The sequence below is a fragment of the Alicyclobacillus sp. ALC3 genome (assembly GCF_028751195.1).
Lineage (GTDB): Bacteria > Bacillota > Bacilli > Alicyclobacillales > Alicyclobacillaceae > Alicyclobacillus_L.
Map to the genome: position 1 here is coordinate 4,049,702 of NZ_CP066784.1, position 25,937 is coordinate 4,075,638.

General features: G+C 56.6%; 25 protein-coding genes. 23 read left to right on the plus strand and 2 right to left on the minus strand.

Annotated features, from left to right (window positions below; genetic code table 11):
• Window positions 1–195: 195 nt before the first annotated feature.
• From JC200_RS18660 to JC200_RS18685, 6 genes are all read left to right on the plus strand, one after another.
• Entirely contained in the window at window positions 196–975 is a 780-nt protein-coding gene (locus tag JC200_RS18660; protein WP_274433216.1) for a ComEA family DNA-binding protein, read from the plus strand.
• 117 nt (window positions 976–1,092) lie between these two features.
• The gene (locus tag JC200_RS18665; RefSeq protein ID WP_274433217.1) at window positions 1,093–2,220 is read left to right on the plus strand and encodes a transglutaminase domain-containing protein; all 1,128 of its coding nucleotides are present in this window, start codon (window positions 1,093–1,095) and stop codon (window positions 2,218–2,220) included.
• A gap of 104 nt (window positions 2,221–2,324) precedes the next feature.
• Window positions 2,325–3,860, plus strand: a complete 1,536-nt coding sequence (locus tag JC200_RS18670) for a ComEC/Rec2 family competence protein (protein ID WP_274436595.1) — start codon at window positions 2,325–2,327, stop codon at window positions 3,858–3,860.
• 119 nt (window positions 3,861–3,979) lie between these two features.
• A complete protein-coding gene (locus JC200_RS18675) occupies window positions 3,980–5,164 on the plus strand; it encodes an NAD(P)/FAD-dependent oxidoreductase (RefSeq protein WP_274433218.1) in 1,185 nt (394 codons plus the stop codon).
• A gap of 45 nt (window positions 5,165–5,209) precedes the next feature.
• The gene (gene holA, locus JC200_RS18680; protein WP_274433220.1) at window positions 5,210–6,256 is read left to right on the plus strand and encodes a DNA polymerase III subunit delta; all 1,047 of its coding nucleotides are present in this window, start codon (window positions 5,210–5,212) and stop codon (window positions 6,254–6,256) included.
• A 99-nt stretch (window positions 6,257–6,355) separates the two neighbouring features.
• Window positions 6,356–6,589 carry an alpha/beta-type small acid-soluble spore protein gene (locus tag JC200_RS18685; protein ID WP_274433221.1) on the plus strand — a complete coding sequence of 78 codons (234 nt, stop codon included), beginning with the start codon at window positions 6,356–6,358 and terminating at the stop codon, window positions 6,587–6,589.
• Between the two features lie 19 nt (window positions 6,590–6,608).
• On the opposite strand, the gene rpsT is transcribed toward JC200_RS18685, so the two are convergent.
• The gene (rpsT, locus tag JC200_RS18690) at window positions 6,609–6,881 is read right to left on the minus strand and encodes a 30S ribosomal protein S20 (RefSeq protein WP_274433222.1); all 273 of its coding nucleotides are present in this window, start codon (window positions 6,879–6,881) and stop codon (window positions 6,609–6,611) included.
• Window positions 6,882–6,977: 96 nt separating this feature from the next.
• Here rpsT and gpr point away from each other — a divergent pair, with 96 nt between their 5' ends.
• The 12 genes from gpr to deoC all read left to right on the plus strand — a co-directional run bounded on the left by gpr (window position 6,978) and on the right by deoC (window position 21,444).
• A complete protein-coding gene (gene gpr, locus JC200_RS18695; protein ID WP_274433223.1) occupies window positions 6,978–8,012 on the plus strand; it encodes a GPR endopeptidase in 1,035 nt (344 codons plus the stop codon).
• Between the two features lie 169 nt (window positions 8,013–8,181).
• Window positions 8,182–8,721, plus strand: coding sequence for a hypothetical protein (locus tag JC200_RS18700; RefSeq protein ID WP_274433224.1), 540 nt, complete (start codon window positions 8,182–8,184; stop codon window positions 8,719–8,721).
• A 181-nt stretch (window positions 8,722–8,902) separates the two neighbouring features.
• Window positions 8,903–10,705 (plus strand): translation elongation factor 4, encoded by a 1,803-nt coding sequence (gene lepA, locus JC200_RS18705; RefSeq protein WP_274433226.1) that lies wholly within the window; start codon window positions 8,903–8,905, stop codon window positions 10,703–10,705.
• 5 nt (window positions 10,706–10,710) lie between these two features.
• Window positions 10,711–11,892, plus strand: a complete 1,182-nt coding sequence (gene hemW / locus JC200_RS18710; RefSeq protein ID WP_274433227.1) for a radical SAM family heme chaperone HemW — start codon at window positions 10,711–10,713, stop codon at window positions 11,890–11,892.
• A 102-nt stretch (window positions 11,893–11,994) separates the two neighbouring features.
• Window positions 11,995–13,029: a heat-inducible transcriptional repressor HrcA gene (gene hrcA / locus JC200_RS18715; RefSeq protein ID WP_274436596.1), complete on the plus strand. Its 1,035-nt coding sequence runs from the start codon at window positions 11,995–11,997 to the stop codon at window positions 13,027–13,029.
• A gap of 43 nt (window positions 13,030–13,072) precedes the next feature.
• Complete coding sequence (grpE, locus tag JC200_RS18720; protein ID WP_274433229.1) at window positions 13,073–13,672, plus strand: nucleotide exchange factor GrpE; 600 nt, start codon at window positions 13,073–13,075, stop codon at window positions 13,670–13,672.
• 99 nt (window positions 13,673–13,771) lie between these two features.
• Complete coding sequence (gene dnaK, locus JC200_RS18725) at window positions 13,772–15,601, plus strand: molecular chaperone DnaK (RefSeq protein WP_274433230.1); 1,830 nt, start codon at window positions 13,772–13,774, stop codon at window positions 15,599–15,601.
• A 144-nt stretch (window positions 15,602–15,745) separates the two neighbouring features.
• Window positions 15,746–16,882 carry a molecular chaperone DnaJ gene (gene dnaJ, locus JC200_RS18730; RefSeq protein WP_274433231.1) on the plus strand — a complete coding sequence of 379 codons (1,137 nt, stop codon included), beginning with the start codon at window positions 15,746–15,748 and terminating at the stop codon, window positions 16,880–16,882.
• Window positions 16,883–16,955: 73 nt separating this feature from the next.
• Window positions 16,956–17,915 carry a 50S ribosomal protein L11 methyltransferase gene (gene prmA / locus JC200_RS18735; protein WP_274433232.1) on the plus strand — a complete coding sequence of 320 codons (960 nt, stop codon included), beginning with the start codon at window positions 16,956–16,958 and terminating at the stop codon, window positions 17,913–17,915.
• Window positions 17,915–18,682: an RsmE family RNA methyltransferase gene (locus tag JC200_RS18740; protein ID WP_274433234.1), complete on the plus strand. Its 768-nt coding sequence runs from the start codon at window positions 17,915–17,917 to the stop codon at window positions 18,680–18,682. The genes prmA and JC200_RS18740 overlap by 1 nt, the downstream gene beginning before the upstream one ends.
• Window positions 18,683–18,688: 6 nt before the next feature.
• On the plus strand, window positions 18,689–20,149 hold the full coding sequence (gene mtaB / locus JC200_RS18745; RefSeq protein ID WP_274433235.1) for a tRNA (N(6)-L-threonylcarbamoyladenosine(37)-C(2))-methylthiotransferase MtaB: 1,461 nt from the start codon (window positions 18,689–18,691) through the stop codon (window positions 20,147–20,149).
• Window positions 20,146–21,444, plus strand: a complete 1,299-nt coding sequence (gene deoC / locus JC200_RS18750) for a deoxyribose-phosphate aldolase (protein ID WP_274433236.1) — start codon at window positions 20,146–20,148, stop codon at window positions 21,442–21,444. Before mtaB ends, deoC begins: the two co-directional genes overlap by 4 nt.
• Here deoC and JC200_RS18755 read toward each other — a convergent pair.
• Window positions 21,415–22,365 (minus strand): Na/Pi cotransporter family protein, encoded by a 951-nt coding sequence (locus JC200_RS18755; RefSeq protein ID WP_274433237.1) that lies wholly within the window; start codon window positions 22,363–22,365, stop codon window positions 21,415–21,417. The two genes, deoC and JC200_RS18755, sit on opposite strands and share 30 nt — an antisense overlap.
• Window positions 22,366–22,574: 209 nt before the next feature.
• Between JC200_RS18755 and rpsU the strand changes: the two genes are divergently transcribed.
• The 5 genes from rpsU (at window position 22,575) to JC200_RS18780 (ending at window position 25,924) form a co-directional block, all read left to right on the plus strand.
• On the plus strand, window positions 22,575–22,757 hold the full coding sequence (gene rpsU, locus JC200_RS18760) for a 30S ribosomal protein S21 (protein ID WP_274433239.1): 183 nt from the start codon (window positions 22,575–22,577) through the stop codon (window positions 22,755–22,757).
• A 38-nt stretch (window positions 22,758–22,795) separates the two neighbouring features.
• Complete coding sequence (locus tag JC200_RS18765) at window positions 22,796–23,242, plus strand: GatB/YqeY domain-containing protein (RefSeq protein ID WP_274433240.1); 447 nt, start codon at window positions 22,796–22,798, stop codon at window positions 23,240–23,242.
• Window positions 23,243–23,390: 148 nt separating this feature from the next.
• Complete coding sequence (locus tag JC200_RS18770; RefSeq protein WP_274433241.1) at window positions 23,391–23,687, plus strand: YabP/YqfC family sporulation protein; 297 nt, start codon at window positions 23,391–23,393, stop codon at window positions 23,685–23,687.
• Complete coding sequence (locus JC200_RS18775) at window positions 23,684–24,880, plus strand: sporulation protein YqfD (RefSeq protein WP_274433242.1); 1,197 nt, start codon at window positions 23,684–23,686, stop codon at window positions 24,878–24,880. Before JC200_RS18770 ends, JC200_RS18775 begins: the two co-directional genes overlap by 4 nt.
• Before the next feature lie 66 nt (window positions 24,881–24,946).
• Window positions 24,947–25,924, plus strand: coding sequence for a PhoH family protein (locus JC200_RS18780; RefSeq protein WP_274433243.1), 978 nt, complete (start codon window positions 24,947–24,949; stop codon window positions 25,922–25,924).
• Window positions 25,925–25,937: the final 13 nt, after the last annotated feature.

Below are 25,937 nucleotides of genomic sequence, written 5' to 3' on the forward strand. Positions count from 1 at the left end.
GCACACGATTCCCCTCCATCTACTGGTTTGTTTATCTTACCCCACCGGGGTGTAGGATGTCATCTCCAAAGTCATCTCAAACTGATCCTCTTTCGAACAGGGGAGCGCGTGCAGAAAGGAGAATCTGTTGATTTAGACCTGCGTTCAGGTGTCGCGTTTCTGTGGTAGGAATGCCGCTCAGGAGGTGGCCAGTACATGCAAGATGAGTCGCCAGAAGGCTGCAACGGTTTGTTGACAGAACCGACAGGGCTCGACGATTGGTTGCCAATCACTGAGGAGGTGTTGCAACACAGAGTTGCACGCCCTCAGTTCCGTCGGTGGGGCGGTCTTACGCTTGCCTTTTTCCTTGGTGGTGGAGTTTGCGCCTTGTTCTTTCTATCCATTGGTCCGAGTCACGTTGTCACACATCGCGCAGTGCCTGTTTCAGCGGTGGGTCAGAGCGGCCATGTGGTCGACAACGCAACGAGTAGCACGAGTACGGTCATGAACGTGATTGAAGTGGATGTTCACGGCGACGTGAAACACCCTGGCGTTTACACCCTGCCGTTTGACGCACGAGTTAAGGACGCTGTCAAAGCTGCGGGGGGTTATCTGCACGCTGCTGACGCCGATAATGTAAATGCTGCCTCCCAATTGACGGACGGGGCAGAGGTGGTCATCTCTGGTCCTGTCCTTTCACAAGGTCCTGATACGTCGAGAGGACCTGTCGGTGCGGGTTCCCCTGCTTCGCCGAGCGGACCGTCGACACCATCGGGGAGCAGCACAACAAATCGGGTTGACCTGAATACGGCGGACCTCGCCACGCTGGAAACGCTGCCGGGGATTGGGCCGGCTCGAGCGTCCGCGATCATCACGTATCGCACACAACACGGTCCATTTGCGAATGTGTCCGACTTAACAAACGTGAGCGGCATTGGGCAGGGGATTTTGAGCCGCATTGCGCCCTATTTGTACGTTGCGTCGAAGATCGGTTGAGAGAACTCGTATAGAATGGTGACAGTGTTGCGCGCCGTGCCGAAATGCTCGGTGACTTGGCGCAGTCCGACACAAATTCGACGGGCGCCTCGCAATTTTATGGGGGGAGGGTGGCAGATGCATGTAAACTGGCTGACGGTCGCGATTGTCGTAATCATACTGTGGTCTGTTGGCTACGGGGCTGTACGCGGCTTTGCTCTTGAAACCGGACACCTTGTCGCAGAACTGATTTCTCTGGCTGTCAGCGCGGTCGCCATTTGGGCCGCCTGGGTCGGTAGTTCACGCCTCTCAGCCTATGCTGCACACGTGAAAACCACCCACTGGCCGCAGTTTGCGGTGCAGGTACTGCAGTGGTGGCAACAGGCACCAGGCATTGCCAGGGCTATCGCGTTTGTCATCGTCTACCTGTTGGTATCAGGACTTTTGCACCGGCTGTTATATGGCTTTACCGCGCTTCTGCCGCGAGCCATTCCCGGTCCAATTGGGCGAAGCCGATTACTCGGTGCGGGGCTGGGGGCGGTTGCCGGCGTCGCCCACGCGCTCATTTTTGGAGGGCTGGTGTTTTTGCTGCTGCAATATGTGTCAGTACCAGCAATCGCAGCGATGGCAAAACAGTCGCCGCCTTACCAAGTGATGCGGACCCGCGCCTTTGAGCCCGTGCTGCGCCCCCTTCTGACCAGCGAATTGCCGGTGTACGCTCGTGGGGCACTGGCACCGCTGACCAAAAACATCAACCTTTTCGTGGTTCCAACGGGCGTTGGTAAGGAACGCGGGATTTTGGTTGTGCCAAAACAGATTGCCACTCTTGCCAAGCAGATTGCCGGCAATCAACCGACAGCAAAGGCGAAAGCGTACGCGCTGTACGAGTGGGAAATTCACCACATACGGTACGACTGGCAGAAGTATTACGCGTACGTCAAGTACGGTAAGTGGGAACAGCAGTCACCGCTGCAGACACTTGAGACGGGTACGGGAGTGTGCGCAGACTATGCGCTCTTGTACGCGGATTTAGCGCACAGCGTCGGGCTCACTGTGCAAATCGACGAAGGACTAGGCGGCACACCAGGCCAATACGGATCACACGCTTGGAACAAGGTTTATCTGCCGTCATCAGGCCAGTGGATCCCGGTCGACACGACCTGGGGTTCGCAGCAGGACGCGTGGTTTGACCCACAGCATTTCAGCAACACGCATATTCAACAGACTCAGATCACGATCGATGCCGGACAGGGAGCCGCATCCTGACAGTTTGGCGGGCCAGACAGACAGAGGCCTGCCTGGTCGTTTATGCTATCGGCTTCGGATTTTCACTCCAGACTAATACGGGGACACGAATCGCCGCCGCATTGGTGTTGGGGCTCAGCCTGTTAGCAGTAATTGCTGGGTTCGGACGAGCGGTTGGCAAGTTTCGACAGAGGACTGTCCGTTCAGCGCTGAAGTGGATTGTGATCGGCAGTGGCGTTGCGGCAGTGGGCGTCGCGTACGGCGTGTGGCAGGCGGTCCAAGACCCAGTACGTATTGACGCCTTGGTTGGCCAACCGGTCATCGTCGAGGGCAGTGTGCAAAGCGCAAAGGACGTCGCTGGAGGGCGGATGTACGAACTGTTCATCGACCGCGTTCAGCGAACCGGACAAGTCACTCGCACTCAGGTCAAGGTGGACTGGACCGCGTGGGCCCCGACTGGCGAGTTAGCGCACCTCAGTGCTGGAGAAGACGTGACCGCGTCTGGAGTTCTAGTGTTTCCGCCGGTGACGACGAATAAGGGGGTGCCCCTGCGCAAGGAGTTGGCACAGGGGGGGATTTTCTACGAGTTTGAAGGCCACCTGGAAACGTCAGCGATGCCTCCCAACACTCTGGTGACGCGTGTGCGCGGTCGGTTGGCAAAAAGTGTGGCGAGTCTCCCTTACGGCACGGCAGAACAGCAAGTCCTTCTCTCGAGCGTTGTGTTTGGTGGGGAAAACGTCGCTGCGAGCGAGAAGCAGGCGTTTTTAAAAGCTGGACTTTTGCACGTGTTGGCGGCGAGTGGGGCGAATTTGATGTTGGTGGAGCAAGCGTTCGTGCGCATCTTTCGACCAATCTGGAACAAACTCCGCCTGCCTGCGGTGATTTGGGCACTCTTGCTCGTCGCGTTCAATTGGGGATTTGCGCTGTTGTGCGGGACTGCGCCATCACTTACCCGAGCAGCTATCCTGGCATCGTACCGGCACACTGCTCAAATGCTCTCTCGGCGCGTCCGAACGTTGGACGGATTGGCTGCGACAGCCGTAGTCCAGGCCGTGATTTGGCCAAGCCAAGTGACTTCCGCCAGCTTCCTTTTGTCGTTCGTCGCCACGGGAGCACTAGCGCTTGTCCTTGAACACTCGTTCATTAAGGCATCTCGTCGTCTTGGCACAGGACGGTTAAAGAGAATGGTGAGAGTACTGACGGTGCGCTCGTTGACAACAGTGGCGACATCCGTCGCAATTGAACTCGCGCTGTTCCCGTTGACCTTGACGCTGTTCCAACAGATCACGCCCTACGCCATGCTGACAAACGTCATCGCCGAGCCTCTCCTCACCTTACTGCTCCCGCTGGCGGCTCTCTACATTGGCGTAGCGGCTTTGCTGTCGGTGGCGGCGCCGTTGGTGGCTTGTGCAGCTCCACTCGCCTCAGTGACTTACGGCATGTTGTCGGCAGTATCATGGCTGGCTAACACGGTTGCCGCGTGGCCAGGGGCGTTAATTTCGACGCCGTCGCTGTCGAACTCGGACTTTGTTGCGACAGGTCTTTACGTGTTGGCTGGACTTGTTTTACTCACAGCTTCAGAGCGGCGCAAGCGGCGTTTGCAAACGAGCGGTCAAACGCACATTCGTCCGCTAAGCCGGGAACACGCACGGAAATTGTGATACAATAAATCTGTTTGGTCTTGGTACAATTTTCAGGTTGTGAAACCGGGATGTGCAAGACCCTTTACGCGTATTGTAAGCACACCTGAACTTTTCAACCGGGAGAGGGCGAATCAGCAATGAAGCACAACATCTTAATTCTTGGAGCGGGCTATGCTGGGATGCTGACTGCGACCCGACTGGAGCGCCTGTCCGCGCCTTTTACGATGGTCAACAAAAAACCGTACCACTACTTCACGACTCTGCTGCACGAGGCGGCCGGGGGGCGGGGCAACCCGACTGATTACACGGTTCCAATTGAAAAGGTTTTTCATAAACAGACATCACAACTCGTGGTCGACGAAGTGACGTCGATTGACCGCGGAGCGCGCACAGTCACCGGTAAATCCGGGACCTATGAGTACGAGTATTTGGTCATTGCACTCGGCTGGGTACCCGAGTACTTCGGGATTCCTGGGCTCGCTGAACACAGCCTGCAGTTGTCGAGTGTCGATGCCGCAGCACACATCCGCCAACACATTGAGAATGAGTTCAAAAGCTACCTTCAGGACCGCGATTTGACACACTTACGGATTGCAGTCGGGGGCGCGGGTTTAACCGGGATCGAACTCGTGGGCGAGTTGTTGGACTGGGTTCCTAAATTGTGTGTCGAACTCGGGATTGACCGGCATCTTGTCGACGTGCAGAACATCGAGGCGATGCCGAACATTCTGCCCCAAGTCTCGCCTGACCTGCGCGAAGTTGCCAAGTTGACACTGAGTGAGCGCGGGGCGAAGTTGCGCACGAACACCAAAATTGTCAAGGTGGAAGCGGGCGCCGTCTACGTAGAAGGCGATGAACCAGTGCAAGCGGGCACGATCATTTGGACTGGGGGCGTGCGGGCGAACCCTATTCTGGCGGAGTCGGGATTTACCGTAGATCGGCGCGGTAAGGCCCAGGTCAACGCATATCTGCAGTCCGTTGACGATGACCACATCTTTGTCGGTGGGGACAGTGCCGGGTTCCAAGATGAACATGGGAAGCCAGTGCCCCCAACCGCCCAGACTGCATCACAGATGGGTAAGCTAATCGCGGACAACGTAACCGCGTTGATGCATGGACAGCCGCTGAAAGGCTTTGAGTACAAGTCGAAAGGCACGCTGGCTTCGCTTGGACCGGAGGTTGGGGTCGGCGACGCGTTTGGGATTCCTGTACGAGGCGTGGTCGCAGGACTGGCGAAAGAGGCCACAAAAGTTGAACACCTGTGGGAACTCGGCGGGATTAGACTGATCGCTGACAAGTCTGGGGATGTCGTACACCTGTGATTTTCGTCTGCTGGAAAAGTCGTGTCAAGGGTGGCGCAGTACGAGATGGCGGATTACATCAGTGCGCGTGAGGCTGTGGGGCGGCATGGAGCCGCCCCTGTGTATGTTCTATTTGGGACCGAACCTTATCTCATGAAATCATTTATAGCGGCCGTTGCCCGGCAACTTGGCGGCGATGATAGTGCGGCGGTGGATATTAACCACCATTCGTTCGAGGATGAAGGATGCCAACCGGCAGTTGCAGGCTGCCAGACGGTGTCCTTATTTGCTTCCGCGTCTGTGGAAGTACTCGACAACTGCACTGCGTTGCTGTCGAGCACGAAAGCGAAGCAAGACAAAGCAGATACAGCAGTTCTCGAGGAGTACATCGTGAATCCGATGCCTGGCCACGTATTGGTCGTTACTGCCTATGGCGAAAAGCTCGACGAACGAAAAAAGCTCGTGAAGACTGTACGTGGTCATGCGACTGTTGTGGATTGTAACACGCCGAACGAGGCCGCTGCGGAGAAAATCCTCAAGGACCTGATTGCAGGGCGCAAAATCTCAGTCAGCGCTGGGGTGCTTACAGATTTGTACAAGAGGAGTGGAACTCTGTCGATGGCTGTCTCGGACCTGGAAAAGGTCGCCACCTACGCTGGGGGGCGGACGGTGACGATGGAGGACGTTGCGGAAGTTGTGACGGCACTCCCTGAAGACAACATCTTTGCGTGGATTGACCTCGTACTTCGCGGCCGTGCAGACGAAGCTATCGGAAGACTCGATGACCTGCTGTTGGCTGGCAACGACATATTTGCCATCCTGGCACTGCTCGCCCGACAGTGGCGACTGGTCGCTCGCGCCAAGGAAGGAGCCGCTAAGCGTGAAGCACAGCGGGACACGGCTGCCCGCCTCGGAGTTCACCCTTATGCGCTGAAAGTGGCAAGTGAACAGGGTGAGCGGTTGTCTCTTCAAGTAGCCGAAGACATGTTGCTGCTGGTTGCTGATGCGGAATGGGCTTTGAAAACTGGCCGCCGCGAACCACGACAAACGCTGGAGTGGTTGGTGTTGGTTTTTGCGAGCGTACGAGGACCTGGGCGACGGATACACGCGTGAAACAGGGCTTGTTCGGGTACAGTAATCGGCACGGGTGAGGTGCAAGCTGTGTGGGTGGCTCTGGGTTCATCATCCTGTACACGAGGCGGTGAAGCTGTCATGGCACGCAGGCACAGGCTGCTTATACCGGAGGCAAGAGCTGCATTGGACTCGATGAAAGACCGCGTTGTAGACCAAAAGCAAGTGCAACTGCCGCGAGGCGATGGCGGAGACATGACCACACGTCAGGCAGGAGCTCTTGGTGGTGAAATTGGCGGGTCGATGGTGCAAAAGTTGATCGAAGTGGCGGAACAGACATTAGTTGCGGAACAAAAAATTCCCCCTCAGGACTGAGGGGGAATTTACACTCGATTTACTTTGCAACGTTCAGAGTGTTAAAGCGACGAGTCAAACGCGACTTTTTCCGACTGGCAGTGTTCCGGTGGATGACACCTTTGGTCGCTGCCTTGTCCAAAGCCCGAGTCGCAATACCCAAGGCAACTCGCGCATGCTCCACATCGTTCTGAGCCAAGCTGGTCTCAAATTTCTTCAACGTTGTACGCAACGCCGAACGCAAGGAGGCATTCCGCAACGACCTCTTCGCGGTCGTACGGACGCGTTTTTCCGCGGATTTAATATTCGGCACAGTCTCACCTCCTTGACATCCCTTCTTGCAGACAGAATCGACTATATCACATTGCTTGCTGCAGCCGCAACTGTGGCAGAAGGAGGAGTCCCGGCTATGACACGTTCCAGTCACGATTCATCCAACTCCGAAGTGGCACGCGGTCCGGTGATGCCGGTAACCGGATTTAGCCCTCGAACAGACCTGGCGATTGAAGCTCACGAACTCGCTCGCGGCGAAAAGCACAGCCTCGTTGGCGTAGAGGAATCCAGCTCCGATTACGACGACTTTCAAGTCACCCGCGTAAACGTCAAGACCGCTAGCGGGGCAATGGCGATTGGAAAGCCGGTTGGCACCTACATCACGGTGGATGCACCCGGCATTCGCCGCCGTGATCCGGAACTTCAGGACAGTGTCGCCATGCAGTTGGCGAAGGAGTTTGCGACACTCATCGACGTGCCGGCAGATGCTTCCGTCCTGATCGTCGGGCTTGGTAACTCCCACGTCACGCCAGACGCGCTCGGACCGCTCGTGGTTGAGCGGGTTTTTGTCACCCGTCACCTCTTTCAGTACATGCCAGAGGCAATCGGTGAGGGTTATCGCACTGTCAGTGCTGTAGCCCCAGGAGTGCTTGGCATCACCGGCATTGAAACCAGTGAAGTCGTTAAGGGGATTGTCGAGCACGTCAAACCCGACTTAGTGATTGCTGTAGATGCTCTGGCTTCACGGTCGCTGTCACGTGTCAATGCGACGATTCAGGTCGCGAACACCGGGATTCAGCCAGGAGCCGGCGTAGGCAACAAGCGCAAGGCCCTCGACGAGGAGTCGCTGGGTGTACCTGTCATTGCTGTCGGTGTCCCAACAGTTGTGGACGCTTCGACAATCGCGAACGACAGCATCGACCGGTTGCTCAACCAACTTAAATCGTCTGTTCCTGAAAATGGGGCTAGCCAAATTTTCGACCAGTTCAGCGCCCAGGAAAAGTGGCAGATGATTCACGAAGTGCTTGAACCGCTTGGTGATAATTTAGTTGTCACGCCGAAGGAAATCGATGAGTTTATTGAAGATATCGCACATGTTGTGGCCAAAGGGCTGAACCTGGCCCTGCACACGGGTATGACGCCTGATGATGCTGACGCTGTGACCCATTAAGTCGGCGGCACCCGTCGTCGTACGAATGCGAGTCAACTGAAATGAGGTCATCCGTCAGGGCATGCCTACTATTTCGTTCCACAGGCTGCTAGAGTGCTAATCTAGCAGCCTGTTTCATATACATCCCTCGAAGGCACAAGGTGCTGTTGGCAAGGGGGATGATGGGAAGATGACAACCAACGAAGATTCGCTGACAAAGCAGATTCGACATGGGCTCAAACATGGTCTGGCCATGTTCTTGTTTCTTGGCATCTTATTGGGCGGCGGCACTGCTGCGTTTTCGCTGCTGGCGGCTAGTATCGCTACACTGTCCAACTTGTCGTCGAACACGCAGATAGTTGGCGTCACGCCTTCCGCTGCGCAAAGCAGCGTGGGGCAAAGCGGTGGACAGTCGTCTCTGACCCGGACGAGTTCAACGGTCACTGCGCCCCCACAGGGGAGTACCGGCACAGCCACGTCTTCGAACACGACGAGTACTGGGCCCGGCAATAGTTTGCCTGCGTCGACAGGAGAATCCGCGTGGACCGGCGGTAATCAGACGACAGGACAGAGTGTCATCAACCAGCTGAACAATCAGGTAGACCACATGCACAGCCCGCTCATGGGAGTTGTCGACAGCGGCGGTGTGGTCGTCGGGGACCGCGTCCAGGCTGCATTTGGACACGTCCTGGCTAGTTTTGTGAAGGCTCTTTTTCTTGAACAAAACTGAGCGCTTGGACGGTCTTTTCGGAACTCCGGCGGGAATGTTATAATAAATCGCAACAGACTTCGGCAGCCGCGCCCTGTGCGCGGCATGTTTCATGAAGGGGGCGCGCCCCAGCGGCGTGTCTAGTTCACCAGTAACAGGTGATACACACGGGCTGATCTGCCCACAGGGAGGACAAGCGGCGGTGCAGGAACGGCAACAGAAGATTCGAAACTTCTCCATCATCGCCCATATTGATCACGGTAAGTCCACCTTGGCTGACCGGATCTTAGAGTTCACGGGTACTGTTTCGGAGCGTGAAATGCAGGAACAGTTGCTCGACCAAATGGACCTCGAGCGCGAGCGGGGAATTACGATCAAATTGCAGGCAGTCCGACTGAATTACAAGGCTTCGGACGGCGAAACGTATGAACTGAACCTGATCGACACCCCAGGTCATGTCGATTTTACCTATGAAGTGTCGCGCAGTCTCGCGGCCTGTGAAGGAGCTCTACTCGTCGTCGACGCAGCCCAGGGGATTGAGGCACAGACGCTCGCGAACGTCTACTTGGCGCTCGACAACGACCTTGAGATTTTACCTGTCATTAACAAAATTGACTTGCCTAGCGCTGAGCCCGAGCGTGTGAAGCAAGAGATTGAAGACATCATTGGCCTCGACGCCAGCGAGGCCGTACTGGCCTCCGCCAAATCCGGTATCGGCATCGAGGAGATTCTTGAACAAATTGTGGTCAAGGTGCCGCCTCCGACAGGTGACATCGCCGCACCGCTGCAGGCACTCATCTTTGACTCTCACTACGACCCGTACCGCGGCGTAATCACATACCTGCGCGTGGTCAACGGTGAAGTCAAACCGGGCATGAAGGTGCGGATGATGGCGACTGGTGCGCAGTTCGAAGTCATCGAAGTGGGGGTCTTCTCACCGCGAATGACGCCTGTTGGCAGCTTGGCAGCTGGTGAGGTTGGGTACTTGGCAGCCAGTATCAAGAATGTTCGAGACGCGCGCGTCGGCGACACCATTACCGATGCCGTGCACCCAGCCGCCATGCCGCTGCCTGGATACCGCAAAGCCAACCCGATGGTCTTCTGCGGACTGTACCCGGTGGATAGCAATGAATACCACGACCTGCGCGACGCGCTTGAGAAGTTGGAATTGAACGACGCTGCGCTCACATATGAGCCAGAGACGTCGAACGCGCTTGGATTTGGCTTCCGCTGTGGATTCCTTGGCATGTTGCACATGGAAATAGTACAGGAGCGACTCGAGCGGGAGTACGACCTAACCCTCATTACGACGGCGCCGAGTGTAATTTACCACGTGTATCAGACGGACGGACAGATGATCGAGATCGACAATCCGAGCAACATGCCGTCACCCGACCGCATTGAACGGGTCGAAGAACCGTATGTAAAGGCGTCGATCATCGTACCCAATGACTACGTGGGCGCTGTGATGGAGCTTTGCCAAGAAAAACGCGGTAACTACAAGGACCTTCAGTACCTGGATGGAACACGCGTCACCCTGGTGTACGAACTGCCGCTTTCAGAAATCGTCTATGACTTTTTTGACCGATTGAAGTCTTCTACAAAGGGCTATGCGTCGCTCGACTATGAACTCATCGGGTACCACGAGTCGTACCTTGTGAAGATGGACATTCTTCTCAACGGTGAAATTGTTGATGCTCTGTCGTTTATTGTGCACCGAGACAAGGCGTACAACCGTGGGAGAATTCTCTGTGAAAAGCTGAAGGACCTGATTCCACGGCAGATGTTTGAAGTGCCCGTGCAGGCCTCGATTGGCAATCGTGTGATTGCGCGGGAAACCATCCGGGCGATGCGCAAGAATGTGTTGGCAAAGTGTTACGGCGGCGACATTTCGCGCAAGCGTAAACTCCTTGAAAAGCAGAAAGAGGGCAAGAAGCGGATGAAACAGGTCGGCAACGTGGAAGTGCCGCAAGAAGCGTTCATGGCCGTCCTGAAGATGGAGTGACGCTCATGTCTCGCCATCTTCCACTCCGCCTGCGCGACCGGGGTCGTCGTCAGTCTGCCCGGTCGCTTTACATTCATATCCCGTTTTGCGCGAGCCGGTGCTACTACTGCGACTTTACGACCTATGTCGCGCCGCCTGGTGTGATTGACACATATCTTGAACACCTGGCTCGGGAGTTTGAACTTCTCAGACCAGACGTGACGGAGCCCTTGCAGACTGTCTTTTTTGGCGGTGGGACGCCTACGTTGCCAAGTGCCACACAACTCGAGGTCTTACTTCGGCGCATGCGCGATACTCTGCCGATTGTCAGCGGCGCCGAGGTCACGATGGAGGCAAATCCGGGAACGGTCGATGCAGAGAAACTGGCTGTCCTCCGTCAGGCTGGCGTCAATCGCCTGAGTTTCGGGGCACAGACGTTTGAACCACGACTGTTGATGACTATTGGCCGTCTCCACGATGTGGACGCTGTCTACCAGAGCGTAGATGCTGCGGTCGCCGCTGGCTTTGAGCGAATCAATCTCGACTTGATGTTTGGTCTGCCAGAACAATCGCTATCCGATGTTGAGGATTCTTTGCGACAGGTATTGTCGACCGGGGTTAATCACGTCTCGGCCTACTGGCTCAAAGTTGAAGAAGGCACACCGTTTGGGCAGTGGCAAGCGCGTGGATTGTTGCCGCTCCCAGGAGAAGACTTAGAAGGGGATATGTATGACCTTGTCCGGGACACTCTGCAGCGGTCCGGCTTTGTTCACTACGAGGTCAGCAACTTTGCCAGACCGGGCGAAGAAGCTCGTCACAACTTGGTGTACTGGCGCAACCAGCCGTATTTTGCAGTGGGAGTGGGTGCGCATGGCTACGTTCGCGGCGTGAGAACCGCCAACGTGCGCAACCTTGCACAGTACGGTCAGGCAGTACAGGCTGGAACGCGCCCCTTTGCGACTAGTGAGCCCGTGTCCTTGCGCGAGGCTTGCGAGGATACGATGATGCTTGGTCTGCGTCTTGCAGAAGGTGTTTCGAAACGAGAGTTTGCCAAGCGGCATGGTCAATCCATGGGGGCGGTGTTCGGACAAGAGATCGAGCGACTGCAGAGGCTGAATTTACTGGAGTGGGTGGGTGACCGCCTGCGCTTGACGCGGCAGGCTTGGCCAATTGCAAACGCCGTGTTCGAAGCCTTTATTGGAGTATGATCACCCCTTTGCTTCATTGACAATGTAGGCACCATTTTGTTATCGTCAAGAAGTGGTTTAGCACTCGATGGTGATGAGTGCTAACAGGAGAGGTGATTCTTGATGCTCAGTGACCGTCAAAAGTCGATCTTAAGTATGGTCGTCGAGGATTACGTTCGTTCCGCGGAGCCGGTGGGGTCTCGTGCTCTGTCGAAACGGGGCGAAATTCAGCTGAGCGCGGCCACCATCCGAAATGAAATGTCAGACCTTGAGGAACTCGGTTACCTCGACCAACCGCACACGTCCGCTGGCCGTATTCCCTCCCATAAGGGGTACCGCTTCTACGTCGACAACCTGCTCTCTCGCAGGGAGATTGACAAGGATACGTTGTCGGTGCTGCGCGAAGTGTACGTCGAGAAAATGACCGAAGTGGAGCAGGTATTCCATCAGACGGCAATTCTGCTCTCGCAGTTAACGCAGTACACAGCAATCGTCTTGGGTCCACAGGTCTACCAAGAAAAAATCAAAAGCATTCAGCTTGTTCCACTGCATGAGCGAGCTGCTGTTGCCATCTTGGTGACAGACTCCGGTCAGGTGCAAAGCCGTCAAGTGCAATGGGTTGAAGACATTTCAACCGACGACATGACGCAGTTAGTGAACCTCCTGAACGCACGCCTTCAGGGAGTTCCTGTTGCCAATTTGCGGTCGCGTTCGTACCGGGAAATTGCGAACGAGCTGGCAAACGTCATGGAGCACTGTGAGAATGCCGTCGCTATGCTGGATGAACTGCGAGCGGCTGTAGAGGACCAGGACGACCGACTATATGTCGGTGGCACAAACAACATTTTGGCGCAGCCGGAATTTCGCGATGTGGACAAGGTGCGTCCCGTGCTTGCCTTGCTGGAACAAGCCCATTCCGCGAGAAAGTTGTTGGCGACTGGGGGCAAGGGGGTTCAGGTGCGGATTGGGCTCGAAAATGGGGCAGGACCGCTGCAGGACTGTACGGTGATATCTACGTCTTTGCACGTAAACAATGAACCGTTTGGCAGCATTGGTGTCCTCGGGCCGACGCGAATGGACTATGCCCGCGTCATGCAAATCCTTGATTATGCAGGCCAAACACTGACGCGTGGAATACAACGCGCCGAGGCTGACTGAGTTCAGCGGGCGCGGTAGTTGCATAGACGAAAGGAGTTTCAACATGAGTGAACAAGCTCGTGAAAGTACTGCGGATCAAAATCTCGAGACTGAGCCCAAGGCTATCGACGAGAACAAAGCGGACGATGGGCCAGACGAAGTTGATGGGGCGCAGGCTGTGGAACTCGAGGTTGAAGAAATCGGAGAAGTGGAACAGGAGAGTGCTGTTCAAACTTCTGAGAGTGAACAACTGCGTCAGCAACTGATGCGACTGCAGGCCGATTTCGACAACTTTCGCAAACGCACCCGCCACGAGCGGGAGGAGCTGCAGTCGTTTGCGACGCGCAAGCTACTCGGTGAGTTGTTGCCGATCGTGGACAACTTCGACCGTGCGATGTCCGCTTTGACGGCCGCAGACGCGCAATTGCAAACGGTTCGGACTGGAGTTGAAATGGTACAGCGCCAGTTGCTGACGCTGCTGTCGCAATATGAAGTGCGTCCGATGGAAGTGCTTGGACAGGCGTTCGATCCAAATGTGCATGAAGCGGTGTTGCAGGAACCTGCAGGCGATGGAGCCGCCGGAATCGTCCAAGCAGAGTTGCAGAAGGGATACTGGCTGGGAGACCGCGTGCTTCGCCCTGCCATGGTCAAAGTGACCGTTTAATGTGGCCGGTTTTCCTGGGCCGGTCCGGGCCAGTCAATCCGTTCAGGTAAAGGCGATGGACCTAGTGATTACTTGGCAATCGATGAGGAGGAGACACGAATGGCAAAAGTGATTGGCATTGACCTTGGTACCACGAACTCTTGCGTGGCGGTCATGGAGGGTGGAGAGACAGTTGTCATCCCGAACGCTGAAGGCAACCGGACCACTCCGTCTGTTGTGGCGTTTAGCAAAGACGCGGAGCGCCTTGTTGGCGATATAGCAAAGCGTCAGGCGATCACAAACCCTGACCGCACCATTATCTCGATTAAACGGCACATGGGAACCGACCATAAAGAAAACATCGACAATAAATCGTACACGCCGCAAGAGATCTCGGCGATGATTTTGCAAAAATTGAAGTCCGACGCCGAAGCGTACTTGGGTGAAACCGTCACACAGGCGGTTATCACGGTGCCTGCATACTTCAGTGACAGTCAGCGCCAGGCGACGAAAGACGCTGGTCGAATTGCAGGGCTCGACGTCTTGCGCATCGTCAACGAGCCGACCGCAGCTGCGCTTGCGTATGGGCTCGACAAAGAGGGCGAGCACACCATCCTGGTGTATGACCTCGGCGGTGGCACATTCGACGTGTCTATTCTTGAACTCGGCGACGGCGTCTTCGAGGTCAAGGCGACAAGCGGCAACAACCACCTTGGTGGCGACGACTTTGACGAGCGCGTAATGCAGTACCTGGTCGATACATTCCGCAAAGAAACCGGCATTGACCTGTCCAAGGACCGGATGGCGATGCAGCGCCTCAAGGACGCAGCGGAAAAGGCGAAGAAGGAACTGTCCTCGACCTTGACGACGACCATCTCGCTGCCCTTCATCTCAGCAGATGCCAACGGCCCGAAACACCTTGAGATAAACCTTACACGGGCCAAGTTTGAAGAGTTAACCGCAGACCTAGTCGAGAAGACACTGGGTCCGACACGTCAGGCGCTGTCTGATGCTGGGCTGTCTGCAAACCAGATTGATCGCGTCATTCTAGTTGGGGGCTCGACTCGCATTCCGGCAGTGCAAGAGGCGATTAAGAGAGTGATTGGTAAGGAACCTTCCAAAGGTGTCAACCCGGACGAGGTTGTCGCTGTCGGGGCCGCAATTCAGGCAGGCGTGCTGACGGGTGAAGTAAAGGATGTTGTGCTACTCGACGTGACGCCTTTGTCGCTTGGCATCGAAACGCTCGGTGGCGTATTCACGCGACTCATTGACCGCAACTCGACGATTCCAACGTCGAAGAGCCAGGTGTTTTCCACTGCGGCAGACAACCAGACTTCCGTTGAGATTCACGTTCTCCAGGGTGAACGCGAGATGGCGCGCGACAACAAGACGCTCGGTCGGTTTACGCTCAGTGACATTCCGCCGGCGCCGCGTGGCATCCCACAGATTGAGGTCTCGTTCGATATCGACGCCAACGGCATCGTGAACGTGTCTGCTAAGGACCTCGGCACCGGTCGTAGTCAGCGCATCACCATCACATCGTCAAGCGGGTTGAACAAAGACGAGATCGACCGCATGATGAAAGAAGCTGAACTGCACGCGGATGAGGATAAGAAACGCCGCGAGCAGATTGAACTGCGCAACCAGGCAGACACACTCTTGTATCAGACCGACAAGAGTTTGAAAGACCTTGGTGACAAGGCAGATGCGGAACTGAAGGCGAAAGCCGATGACAAGCAGAAGCAACTGCGGGACGCCTTGGCTGGTGACGATGCGGCTGCCATCCAGAAGGCCTATGACGAGTTGACAGAGGTCCTGCATCAGATTTCGACGAAGCTGTATGAGCAGACTCAGTCTGGCGCAGCGCCTGACTCCTCTAGCAATGAGGCAACTGGCGAACAGGACAACGTCGTAGACGCTGAATACAAAGTGGTTGACGAAGACAAGTAATCTATTTTGGGGATTGGGAGTGCCAACTCGGTCGCTTCGCGACTGTGACGGCAGCGACACTGGCAGGGACAGTTTGTCCCTGCCAAGTTCTTACCCGCGTGTGATACCATAGTCACGGTGGCATGTGGCGGGAGGGAGACGCCTGTGAATAAACGAGACTACTACGAGGTCTTGGGTGTCGGCCGAGACGCCACTCAGGACGAGGTCAAAAAAGCATACCGCAAATTGGCTCGACAGTATCATCCGGACGTGAACAAGGAAGACCCGGATGCAGAGCAGAAGTTTAAAGAGGTCTCCGAAGCGTACGAAGTATTGTCTGACTCGAACGAGCGGGCTCGCTATGACCAATTCGGGCATGCCGACCCAACCCAGGGGATGGGTGGCGGCTTTGGCGGTCAGGGTGCTGGCTTCTCGGACTTCGGAGGCTTTGGTGATATCTTTGACATGTTCTTCGGCGGCACTGGGAAAGCACGTGGACCACAGCGTGGCGCAGACCTCGAATACGAGTTGGAGGTCACGTTCGAAGAAGCCGCTTTTGGTACTGAAAATGACATCCTGGTACCGCGTACGGAGACGTGCGGCACCTGCTCCGGTACGGGTGCGCGCCCTGGTACACGCGTCGAGACGTGTCCGACATGCAACGGGAGCGGGGAGCAACAGACGGTCGTCAATACTCCCTTTGGCCGGATGGTCAATCGCAAGGTTTGTGGTACTTGTCACGGCACTGGCAAACGCATTGCGAGTCCGTGTCCGGATTGCCATGGGCAAGGGCGGCGGCGTGTGCGTCGTACCGTCAAAATCAAAGTGCCGGCGGGCGTCGACACTGGCATGCGCCTGCGTATGCCAGGCGCCGGTGAAATGAGTCCAAACGGTGGCCAACCGGGTGATTTGCACATCGTCATTCGCGTACAGCCGCATGACGTGTTTGAACGCGATGGGAACAACGTGTACGTCGATGTTCCGCTCTCCTTTGTGCAAGCTGCGCTTGGCGATGAAATCGAAGTGCCCACCCTTGACGGCAACGTCAAGTTGCGCATACCTGAAGGTACACAGACCGGAACGATGTTTCGACTGCGCGGCAAAGGCATCCCGAAGGTCGGTGGCGGCGGGATTCAGCGTGGCGATGAACACGTTCGCGTCCACGTCATCACGCCGACGAATTTGAACGAGCGGCAACGCGACTTGTTTCGTGAATTGAGTGACGAACTTGGAGAGGCGCCACAGGAGCAGTCACGTACGTTTATCGAGCGCATGAAGAACGCTTTTTTGCGCGACCACTGAGTCCGTCCGAGGTTTTTGCCGGAAGGATACGGGAGCAGCGGGGGTTGAAACTGGGGATTGAGGTGGACATCCTTTGTTGTGGCGACAGGTGACATTTGAAATAGCGAGCGAGGCGGCCGATGCGGTTGCCTCGCTGCTTGGCGATTGGCCCGAAGTGAACGGTGTGGAGCTTGAAGGCGAGACGATTCAGGTCGCACACCCGGAGTATGGGGAGTGGCACGAACTTGCGCCGCGCGAGAACGACGATGTAACGGTGACAGTCTACGTTCCAGAGTCTGTAACCGAGGCGGACCTTCAGGCACGGTTGGAGGTTGCATTCGCGGCCGTCGAGGCAGGCGGGCTACCGCTTGGGGTTGCAAGGCAGGCTGTCCGAACAGAGATTGTCGATCCCGCAAGTTGGGCGAATGCGTGGAAAGAACAGTTTCACGCCCATCGAGTGGGTGAACGCCTGCTGATTGTCCCAAAGTGGGAAGTTGACGACAGCGAGGTTGAACGAATTCTTGAAAGTGAACGGCGGCATCCCGTCGTCCTGGAGCCGGGAATGGCGTTTGGCACGGGTTTGCACGCGACATCACAGATGTGTCTGGAGGCCCTCGAGGCCGCCGCTGTGGCTGGGCGCACCGTACTTGACGTCGGCTGTGGAACAGGGATTCTGGCAATCGGCGCGGCTCGTCTCGGGGCGGAGAAGGTGTTTGCCGTCGATCTCGACCCGGTAGCGGTGCTTGCCGCGACGAACAATGTCGTGGAGAACCGTGTCGAGCATGTTATTGATGTGAGCGAAGGTAATTTGTTGTCGTCTGCGCCGGACATCCACTATGATGTCATTGTTGCGAATCTCCTGCGTGACCCGGTGATTGCCCTGACGCCGGACGCGACAGAGGCATTGAATCCGGGAGGGCGCTACATTACCTCGGGCTATGTCGAGTCACAGCGTTCTGCAGTCGAGGCCGCACTGACGCAAGCGGGTCTTGAAATACTTCAGACTTTCAAGCGCGAGGACTGGATTGCGACGATGGCGGTGCGTCAGCGTTGATGCGCCGGGTGTTCGTTGCAGACACGCTTGTTCCGGGGCAATCACTGGTGGTGGATGGACAAACCGGGCACCACTTCGCGCGTGTCCTGCGCCTAGAAGTTGGGGAAACACTCGTGGTGGCAGGAACCAACGGTCCGCACGACGCAGTGGCTGTGTCGGTGGACAGCAAGCGCGGCACTGCCACCTTGGAGATTGGCGGTGGGACTCCCCGCCGAGATCCAATAGTTCGGGTTCTCATCGTTCAAGGGATGGCGAAAGGCGACAAGGTTGACGAGGTCATACAGCGCACGACTGAACTAGGCGTCTGGGGTGTGTGGATCACGGCCATGGAGCGCACAGTTGGGCGGCTTACAGCTGACCGCGCCAGTGCTAAAGTGGTGCGCTGGCAGCGTATTGCAGAGGAAGCTGCCAGTCAGTCCCAACGTGACATCGTGCCGCAGGTTGCCTACTACAGCGCGGCCCCGGGCCTGCAGACGGTGCTCGCAGAAGTTAGTCCACACAGAGTCCTTCTGCTCGATGAGCGAGAGACGAAGCGCGGCATCAGACAGGCGCTGAAAAGCAGCACTTCGAATTGGCGGGAGTTGCCTGGCCCCGTGGTCTTGGTCGTTGGACCAGAGGGCGGCTTCAGCGATGCGGAGCGTTCATGGTGGGTCGATACGTTTCGCGCTGAGTCCGTGACGCTGGGAGGGCGTATCTTGCGAACGGAGACTGCGGGTTTGGTCGCAGCTACGGCCGTGTTCTGCGAAAGCGGGGAATTAGGGGGGTGACGGAACATGCCGACTGTCGCACTGCATACACTCGGGTGCAAAGTCAACTTTTACGATACGGAAGGCATTTGGCAGACCTTTCAGCACGCCGGGTACACGCAGGTCCCGTTTGAAGAACGGGCCGATGTGTACGTGGTCAATACCTGTACGGTGACCAACACTGGCGACCGCAAGTCGCGCCAGATGATTCGCCGTGCAGTGCGAACGAACCCAGACGCAACGGTTGTTGTCACGGGTTGTTACGCGCAAGTCGCGCCTCGTGAAGTCGCAGCGATTGCGGGCGTCGACCTAGTGGTTGGAAATGACCGGAAGTCCCAGATTGTCTCCCTCGTGGAGGCAGCTCGCAGCGAGCAGCACCCGTATGCGGACACAGAGGAAACCGTCCTGCCCAGTGCGCCTCAGGTTGGAAATATCCTGCGCACACGCACGTTTGAAGAAATGGACGTGCCGTGGTTCGAAGAGCGGACTCGCGCGAATTTGAAGATTCAGGATGGCTGCAACAACTTCTGTACGTTCTGCATTATTCCCTACGCGCGCGGTCTAGTGCGCAGCCGGAAGCCCGAAAATATTGTGGCGCAGGCAACAAAACTGGCGAAGGCAGGGTACCGAGAGATTGTGCTCACCGGGATCCACACTGGCGGGTACGGTGCCGACCTAGACGGCTACAGACTCGCACATCTCCTGCGCGCGCTGGAGGACATTCCTGAACTTTACCGCGTGCGCATTTCTTCGATTGAGGCGAGCGAAGTGGATGAAGAACTTGTCGATGTGCTTGCATCTTCCACGAAGGTCTGCAACCACTTGCACATCCCTTTGCAGGCTGGCCACGACGCTGTGCTGAAGCGGATGAACCGTCACTACACGGTGGCCGAATTTGCACAAACGCTCTCTCACTTGCGCCAGGCACTGCCGGAACTCGCTGTCACAAGCGATGTCATTGTTGGCTTCCCAGGTGAAACGGATGAACAGTTTGAGGACACAATCCACTTCATCGACGAACAGCAGTTCTCGCAGTTGCATGTGTTTCCGTATTCTCCACGCAAAGGTACGGCCGCAGCGCGGTATACCGATCAGGTGGCGGCTGGTGTTAAAGAGGAGCGCGTGCAGCGCCTGCTCGCGTTGTCTGAGCAGTTGACACTGAGGTATGCAAAGAAGTTTGTCGGCCGTACGCTGGAAGTCATCCCTGAAGAGCCACTGGCGGTGTCTGACGCGAGCAAAAACGGCGGTACGCTAGCGCGCAGTTCTGCGGCTGATGAACCCGTTTGGTTGGTCGGTCACGCGGATAACTACTTGAAAGTCTCCTTCTCCTTGCCGCGCGGAACTTCAGCGCCGGACTGGGTAGGGGAAGTATGTACGGTTCGGTTGACGGAAGCAGGGAGTGACTTGCAGACTGGGACTGCCACGGGTCGAGTTACTTCGTCAGATGACCAGTCTGATGCAGCAAGAGAGGAAGGTCGATACGCATGACCAAAGTGGAGCGAGCAGCGGGTGGTTTGGTGGTGCGCGGTGAAGCAGAGGCTCTAGAGGTGCTGCTGATAGACGACGCGTACGGGAAGGTTGCGTTTCCCAAAGGGCACCTCGAACCAGGCGAAACTTGGGAAGAGGCAGCTGTCCGGGAGATTGCGGAAGAGACCGGGATAGAGGCGCATGTCCTTGCTCCGCTTGGGCGCCTTCACTATTTCATCAAACGCGATGGCGTAGATGTCCGCAAGGAAGTGCGTCTGTTTCTCCTGCGCGCGGTGGATGAGTCAGATGAACCACAGCCGCAGGTCGAGGAGCTTGAACGCGCCTACTACATGCCTTGGAAGCAGGCGCAAGCCCGCCACGACGAACTTGGCTATGACAACTGGCGATGGGTGTTTGAGAAGGCAGCACTACAACTGACGTGGCACATGAATGGCTGGGAGTCAGTGCGACGCCTGGACCCTGACAAAGACCGGGGGCAGTTGGCGGCCGTTTGGCCGAGTGTGTCGACTTGGGTTGAGGCATTCATCGACTCTGTGCGCGCTGAACTGTCGGCCACAGCTCCAGATTTGGCCCCGCAAGGTTCAGTGTGGCGAAACACGGCCAACAATGACGTCTCACTCCCACGCGACGTCTTGGCGCCCAAGTCAGCCCTGCTGGCCGCTATCGAGCATACGCTGTTAAAGCCGGAAGCGAGTCGGGTGGATGTTGAGAACCTCTGTGAAACTGCCGCAAAGCACCATTTTCACGCGGTTTGCATCAATCCGCAGCACGTCGTGGCGGCAAAAGCTGTTCTTCAAGACAGCGACGTGGGGGTTTGCACCGTTGTCGGTTTTCCACTCGGCACGGCCCACCCGGACGCACTTCGCGCCGAAACCGAAGCGGTGATTGCAGCGGGAGCGACGGAAGTGGACCTTGTCATTCCCGTTGGTTCGATGCGGGAAGACGACGTGTGGAGCGTCGCTGAGGCTGTGAGAGTAGTTGCGCAGGCTGCACACGCTCAGTCAGGGGTACTAGTGAAAGCAATCCTGGAGACGCATTTTCTGTCTGTGGGTCAGGTGGTGAAAGCTTCGCTGGTGGCTGTTGCAGCTGGCGCCGACATGGTCAAAACGTCCACCGGATTCGCCCCGTCTGGCGCTCGACTGTTGGACGTGGCACTAATGGCGGTAGCGGCTGGTCCGGGTCACGGCGTGAAAGCAGCTGGAGGCGTTCGCACGCGTGAGGCGGCACTCGAGTTTCTGCGCTGGGGTGCGACGCGACTAGGGACGTCATCGGGCCCGTCGCTTGTCCGGGAGTAACCACTCCACAAGCGCGGAAAACTGGCGAATGAATGGCCAAGCCAGCAGCGTACAGACAATGTTGAAGACGGTGTGTGCGTTCGCGACTTGGCGAGCGGCATTGCCACCGAGGGCGACGATTACGTCTCCGAAGCCTTCAAGGAAAAGCACTCCAAGTACTGCGCCAGCGACGTTCAAAAGGACGTGCGCGAGCGCAACCTGGCCTGCGGAGCGCGGTTGCCCAATCGCAGCGATGACTGAAGTCACACACGTTCCGACGTTCGCACCGAGGACGATGGCGATGGCTCCTTCGATCGGAATTAAACCGTCCATGGACAAGGCCATCGTGATGACTGTGGTCGCCGTGCTAGACTGCAGCATCGCGCTTGTGACAACGCCTGTGAGCAAGGCGAGCCAGGGATTGTCGCCGGCGGTCTCTAACCAGTTGGCGAACCACGGCATGCTAGCGACAGGGTGAAGGGATTGGACGAGGACCTGCAGTGAGATCAGGATTCCCGCAAAACCGGCTAAGGCCAAACTTGGTGGGACAAGTGTAGGTCGGTGTAGAGAACGCGCAGCAATCAGGCCTGCGATGCTGACTGCTAAACACGGCACAGCCAAGTTCCAGAGTGGAAAGGTGAGGAGTTGAGGCGTCAGCGTAGTGCCGACGTTCGCGCCGAGGACAACACCAACCGCGTCGCGAAAGAGCAGATTGCCACCTGCCACGAGCCCGACGGTTATCGCTGTGACTGCGGAACTGCTCTGAAGCACGGTCGCGAGGGCTGTGCCAGTGATAATGCCGCGCGTGGGGGTGCCAGCGAAGCGGCGCAGTAGCTGCGGGAGACGACCATTCGCGAGGCCTTCGAGACCTGTGCGCATCACGCGCAGGGCGGAGATGAAGGCGACTACGGCAGCAAACGCCGCCAGAAAATTCCATGTCATAGGCGCTCCCCCCTGTCGATTATGCTATGTTCGAGTTTGTCCTGCCATGACAAGCGGGTGTTAGCGCGCGGGGTGTGAGGAGAAGGCTCCGTCAAAACGCCGATTTCACAGGAATTCTGTGGGATTTGTGTGTTTGACACCCCTTTTTCGGCTGTACTATAATCATTCTGACCGACGGTTTGCGTCTGGGTTGGAGGGAGGGAGAGAGAATGTCCGATATCAAGGTTCGGAAGAATGAATCCCTGGACAGTGCGCTGCGTCGTTTTAAGAAGCAGACTGCCAAAGACGGGGTTTTGGCTGAAATGCGCAAACGCAAGCACTACGAGAAGCCGAGCGTGGCGCGTAAGAAGAAGTCCGAGGCTGCAGCACGGAAGAAAAAACGCGCATTCTGATTGCACCACTGTAGGGACGTTGATGAGGAGGCCGACGCATGGGGACGTTGTCTGAGAGACTATCGGACGACATGAAACAGGCGATGAAGGACAAAGAAAAGGTTCGTTTGTCCGTGATTCGAATGGTGCGAGCGGCAATCCGAAACAAGGAGATTGACAGCGGTGCATCCCTGAACGACGAAGAGGTTTTGGCTGTCGTACAAAAAGAACTCAAACAGCGTCGGGACTCCCTCCAGGCGTTTGAGAATGCAGGTCGTGCCGACCTGGCAGACGCGGCCAAAGAGGAAATTCGGATTCTTGAAACGTACTTGCCTGCCCAGTTGTCCGAAGAAGAGGTGCGTACCATTGCTGTGCGTATCATTTCAGAAGTCGGGGCGTCAGGAAAGTCGGATGTCGGCAAAGTGATGCCGAAACTGATGCAGGAAATTCGCGGGAAGGCGGACGGGAAGCTGGCGCAACAAGTCGTATCTGGATTGTTGCCTTAAGGCGCCCTGAAAAGGACCGCAAAAGACCGCATGTATGAGACGAGGCTGGCCCAGTTGGGTCAGCCTCGTTTGATTGTGCGCCTGGAATCAGACAGATGTACTAGCCTTGCCCCGGACCTCATATCCATGTTTGGGAGGGGGGACAGCCATGCGCACATTCGGAAGCCGGTTCAAGCAGGCTGCAACAGAGTGGTTTGCCCTGCCGCCTGACACACTGCTCGATGTGTCGCGGTTGACATGTCTGAATGCAAACGAACTGACACTCTATAACGTCGAGTCGCTGATGAATGTCTCTGACACCGAACTCGTCGCTGACCTCGGCCTTCATGCAGTACACGTGGAGGGGACCGGGTTTACAGTCACATTGGTGGCCGCGAAGGAAGTTCATCTAAAGGGCGATATCACACGCATTACGTACGACAAGCACGGGGGACCTAGGCCATGAGCGGTCGCGTGTCGTTATGGTTATCTGGGAGCCTCTGTATGCGTCTGTCTGGTCCAGCGTGTTCACAAGTTGTCAGTGCGCTCCACCAATCTGGCATCCCTCTTTACGACATCCGCGTGGCAGGTACCACGTGCACGCTGGAGATCGCCCTACCACACTTTTCGCTACTATACCGCGTGTGTCGTCGACACCGCGTGAAAATACGGTTTTTGGAACGGCGGGGGCTCCCGTTTTTGGTTCGGGTACTTTTGCGCAGAAGGTTATTGATTGGCGGTGCCGGAGCATTCATCGTCTTGCTTGTCGCCGCGAGTTCGATGGTGTGGCAAGTGTCAGTCGTTGGCGCAAACCCGGATCAGATACAAACTGTGCTGGCTGCCGCGCGGGAAAGCGGTCTGTACCCGGGCGTGTGGAAACACCGGCTAAAAGATGTCAACGACATTCAACGTGCACTCCTGAGCAAGTTGCCTGACGCCATCTGGGTAGGGGTGCGCGTGGTCGGGGTCAAGGCAGAAATTGAAGTGGTCGAGAAGATTCCGGGTGTGACTGCGCAGAGTGCAACGCCTAGCGACATCCGTGTTACCAAGCCTGGCGTCATTCAACGCGTCATTGCCGAACGCGGCATCGCACTTGTTCACCCCGGGCAAGCTGTTGTGCCAGGACAAATCGCCATTTCGGGAAATCTGGGTGATGGGACCAAACAAATCGCCGCTCGAGGTGAAGTACTGGCCGAAGTGTGGTACAAATCGACAGTTGAAGTTCCTCTCACAGTGCGCCAAGCGGGGTTGACAGGCGCTTCGGTCACACGGGACTACCTGACCACAGGTGGCTTCCACTTACGCGTGTGGGGGTGGTCGGAACCAGGCTATACGGACGCGGTGGCTCGCGATACCGAAACGGATTGGCACATTGGCCGCTGGCGGCTACCAATCCAATGGCAGCAAGTACAACTGCAACAAGTTTTGCCACAGGTCTGGCAGCGGTCGGTTACACAGGCTGAACAAGTGGCGCTTGACATGGCCCGCGCGGACGTGCGCCGGCAAACCGGGAAGACGGGCGTTGTCCTCGGGCAAACTGTTTTACACCGACAAGTTTCGCGTGGTAATCTATATGAAACAGTCATGACGCGAACGGAAGAGGACATTGGCGCCCCGGCAGCTATGGCCCCTTTGCAGTCGAACGAGCAAACCCCGTAACTGGGAAACTCACAACGGCTGTGATCAACGCGCTTCTGGACAAACCATGAAGGAGTGGGTGAGCGCTTGACAAAGGACGAAGTGGTCCGCAAGTGGTCTTTTGCCAACAACGATGAGGCGAAGGCCGTGCTAGGACCCAACGACACCTTACTCGGGTTGCTCGATGACAGCTTTGATGCGAAAGTCACGACACGCGGCACAGAGGTGTCATTTTTTGGGGGAGAGGCCGAGGTTGACCATATGATCGGCATCCTCCGGACCGTCACGCAGCTCTCTCAACTGGGTATGCAGTTGTCCGACAATGATTATCGGTACGCTATTGACCTCGCCAAGCGGGATGAGCTCGGCGAGTTCGTCGCTATGTACACTGCTGAAGTCGCAACGACGCATAAGGGTAAACCGGTCAGAGTCAAGACGCTCGGGCAGCGACACTATGTTGATTTGATTCGCAAGCACGACATCGTGTTTGGCGTTGGGCCTGCTGGTACAGGCAAGACTTACTTGGCGGTGGCGATGGCTGTAATGGCGCTTAAGCGCGGCGAAGTCAAACGGATTGTGCTGACGCGGCCTGCCGTCGAAGCTGGCGAAAATCTTGGTTTTTTGCCTGGTGACCTGCAAGAGAAAGTCGATCCCTACTTGCGCCCACTGTACGACGCACTGTATGACGTGTACGGATTAGAACAAGTGCAGCGAGCACTCGAACGTGGGAACATTGAAGTGGCTCCACTTGCCTACATGCGCGGCCGCACACTCGACGACTCGTTTGTCATCCTTGACGAGGCGCAGAATACTACGCCGGAACAAATGAAAATGTTCTTGACGCGTCTAGGCTTTGCCTCGAAGATGGTCATCACGGGCGATGTGACGCAGATCGACCTGCCGTCCGGACGGCAATCAGGACTGATTGAAGCGACGCGCATCCTGCGGGACATCAGCGAAATCGCGTTCCAGTTTTTCTCTGAGCAGGACGTGGTGCGACATCACTTGGTCAGGAAGATCATTCAGGCGTACGAAGGCGTTTCACAGACACAGGCTTTTGTGTAAGGGGTTATCGGGA

What these genes read in the sequence shown, in the direction of transcription:
- hrcA (WP_274436596.1), top strand. Translation starts at nt 11,995, where the DNA reads ATGCTCAGTGACCGTCAAAAGTCGATCTTAAGTATGGTCGTCGAGGAT.
- JC200_RS18770 (WP_274433241.1), top strand. Translation starts at nt 23,391, where the DNA reads ATGCGCACATTCGGAAGCCGGTTCAAGCAGGCTGCAACAGAGTGGTTT.
- hemW (WP_274433227.1), top strand. Translation starts at nt 10,711, where the DNA reads ATGTCTCGCCATCTTCCACTCCGCCTGCGCGACCGGGGTCGTCGTCAG.
- mtaB (WP_274433235.1), top strand. Translation starts at nt 18,689, where the DNA reads ATGCCGACTGTCGCACTGCATACACTCGGGTGCAAAGTCAACTTTTAC.
- JC200_RS18700 (WP_274433224.1), top strand. Translation starts at nt 8,182, where the DNA reads ATGACAACCAACGAAGATTCGCTGACAAAGCAGATTCGACATGGGCTC.
- rpsU (WP_274433239.1), top strand. Translation starts at nt 22,575, where the DNA reads ATGTCCGATATCAAGGTTCGGAAGAATGAATCCCTGGACAGTGCGCTG.
- holA (WP_274433220.1), top strand. Translation starts at nt 5,210, where the DNA reads ATGGCGGATTACATCAGTGCGCGTGAGGCTGTGGGGCGGCATGGAGCC.
- deoC (WP_274433236.1), top strand. Translation starts at nt 20,146, where the DNA reads ATGACCAAAGTGGAGCGAGCAGCGGGTGGTTTGGTGGTGCGCGGTGAA.
- JC200_RS18675 (WP_274433218.1), top strand. Translation starts at nt 3,980, where the DNA reads ATGAAGCACAACATCTTAATTCTTGGAGCGGGCTATGCTGGGATGCTG.
- JC200_RS18665 (WP_274433217.1), top strand. Translation starts at nt 1,093, where the DNA reads ATGCATGTAAACTGGCTGACGGTCGCGATTGTCGTAATCATACTGTGG.
- JC200_RS18660 (WP_274433216.1), top strand. Translation starts at nt 196, where the DNA reads ATGCAAGATGAGTCGCCAGAAGGCTGCAACGGTTTGTTGACAGAACCG.
- gpr (WP_274433223.1), top strand. Translation starts at nt 6,978, where the DNA reads ATGACACGTTCCAGTCACGATTCATCCAACTCCGAAGTGGCACGCGGT.
- JC200_RS18685 (WP_274433221.1), top strand. Translation starts at nt 6,356, where the DNA reads ATGGCACGCAGGCACAGGCTGCTTATACCGGAGGCAAGAGCTGCATTG.
- JC200_RS18755 (WP_274433237.1), bottom strand. Translation starts at nt 22,365, where the DNA reads ATGACATGGAATTTTCTGGCGGCGTTTGCTGCCGTAGTCGCCTTCATC.
- JC200_RS18740 (WP_274433234.1), top strand. Translation starts at nt 17,915, where the DNA reads ATGCGCCGGGTGTTCGTTGCAGACACGCTTGTTCCGGGGCAATCACTG.
- grpE (WP_274433229.1), top strand. Translation starts at nt 13,073, where the DNA reads ATGAGTGAACAAGCTCGTGAAAGTACTGCGGATCAAAATCTCGAGACT.
- JC200_RS18775 (WP_274433242.1), top strand. Translation starts at nt 23,684, where the DNA reads ATGAGCGGTCGCGTGTCGTTATGGTTATCTGGGAGCCTCTGTATGCGT.
- dnaK (WP_274433230.1), top strand. Translation starts at nt 13,772, where the DNA reads ATGGCAAAAGTGATTGGCATTGACCTTGGTACCACGAACTCTTGCGTG.
- JC200_RS18765 (WP_274433240.1), top strand. Translation starts at nt 22,796, where the DNA reads ATGGGGACGTTGTCTGAGAGACTATCGGACGACATGAAACAGGCGATG.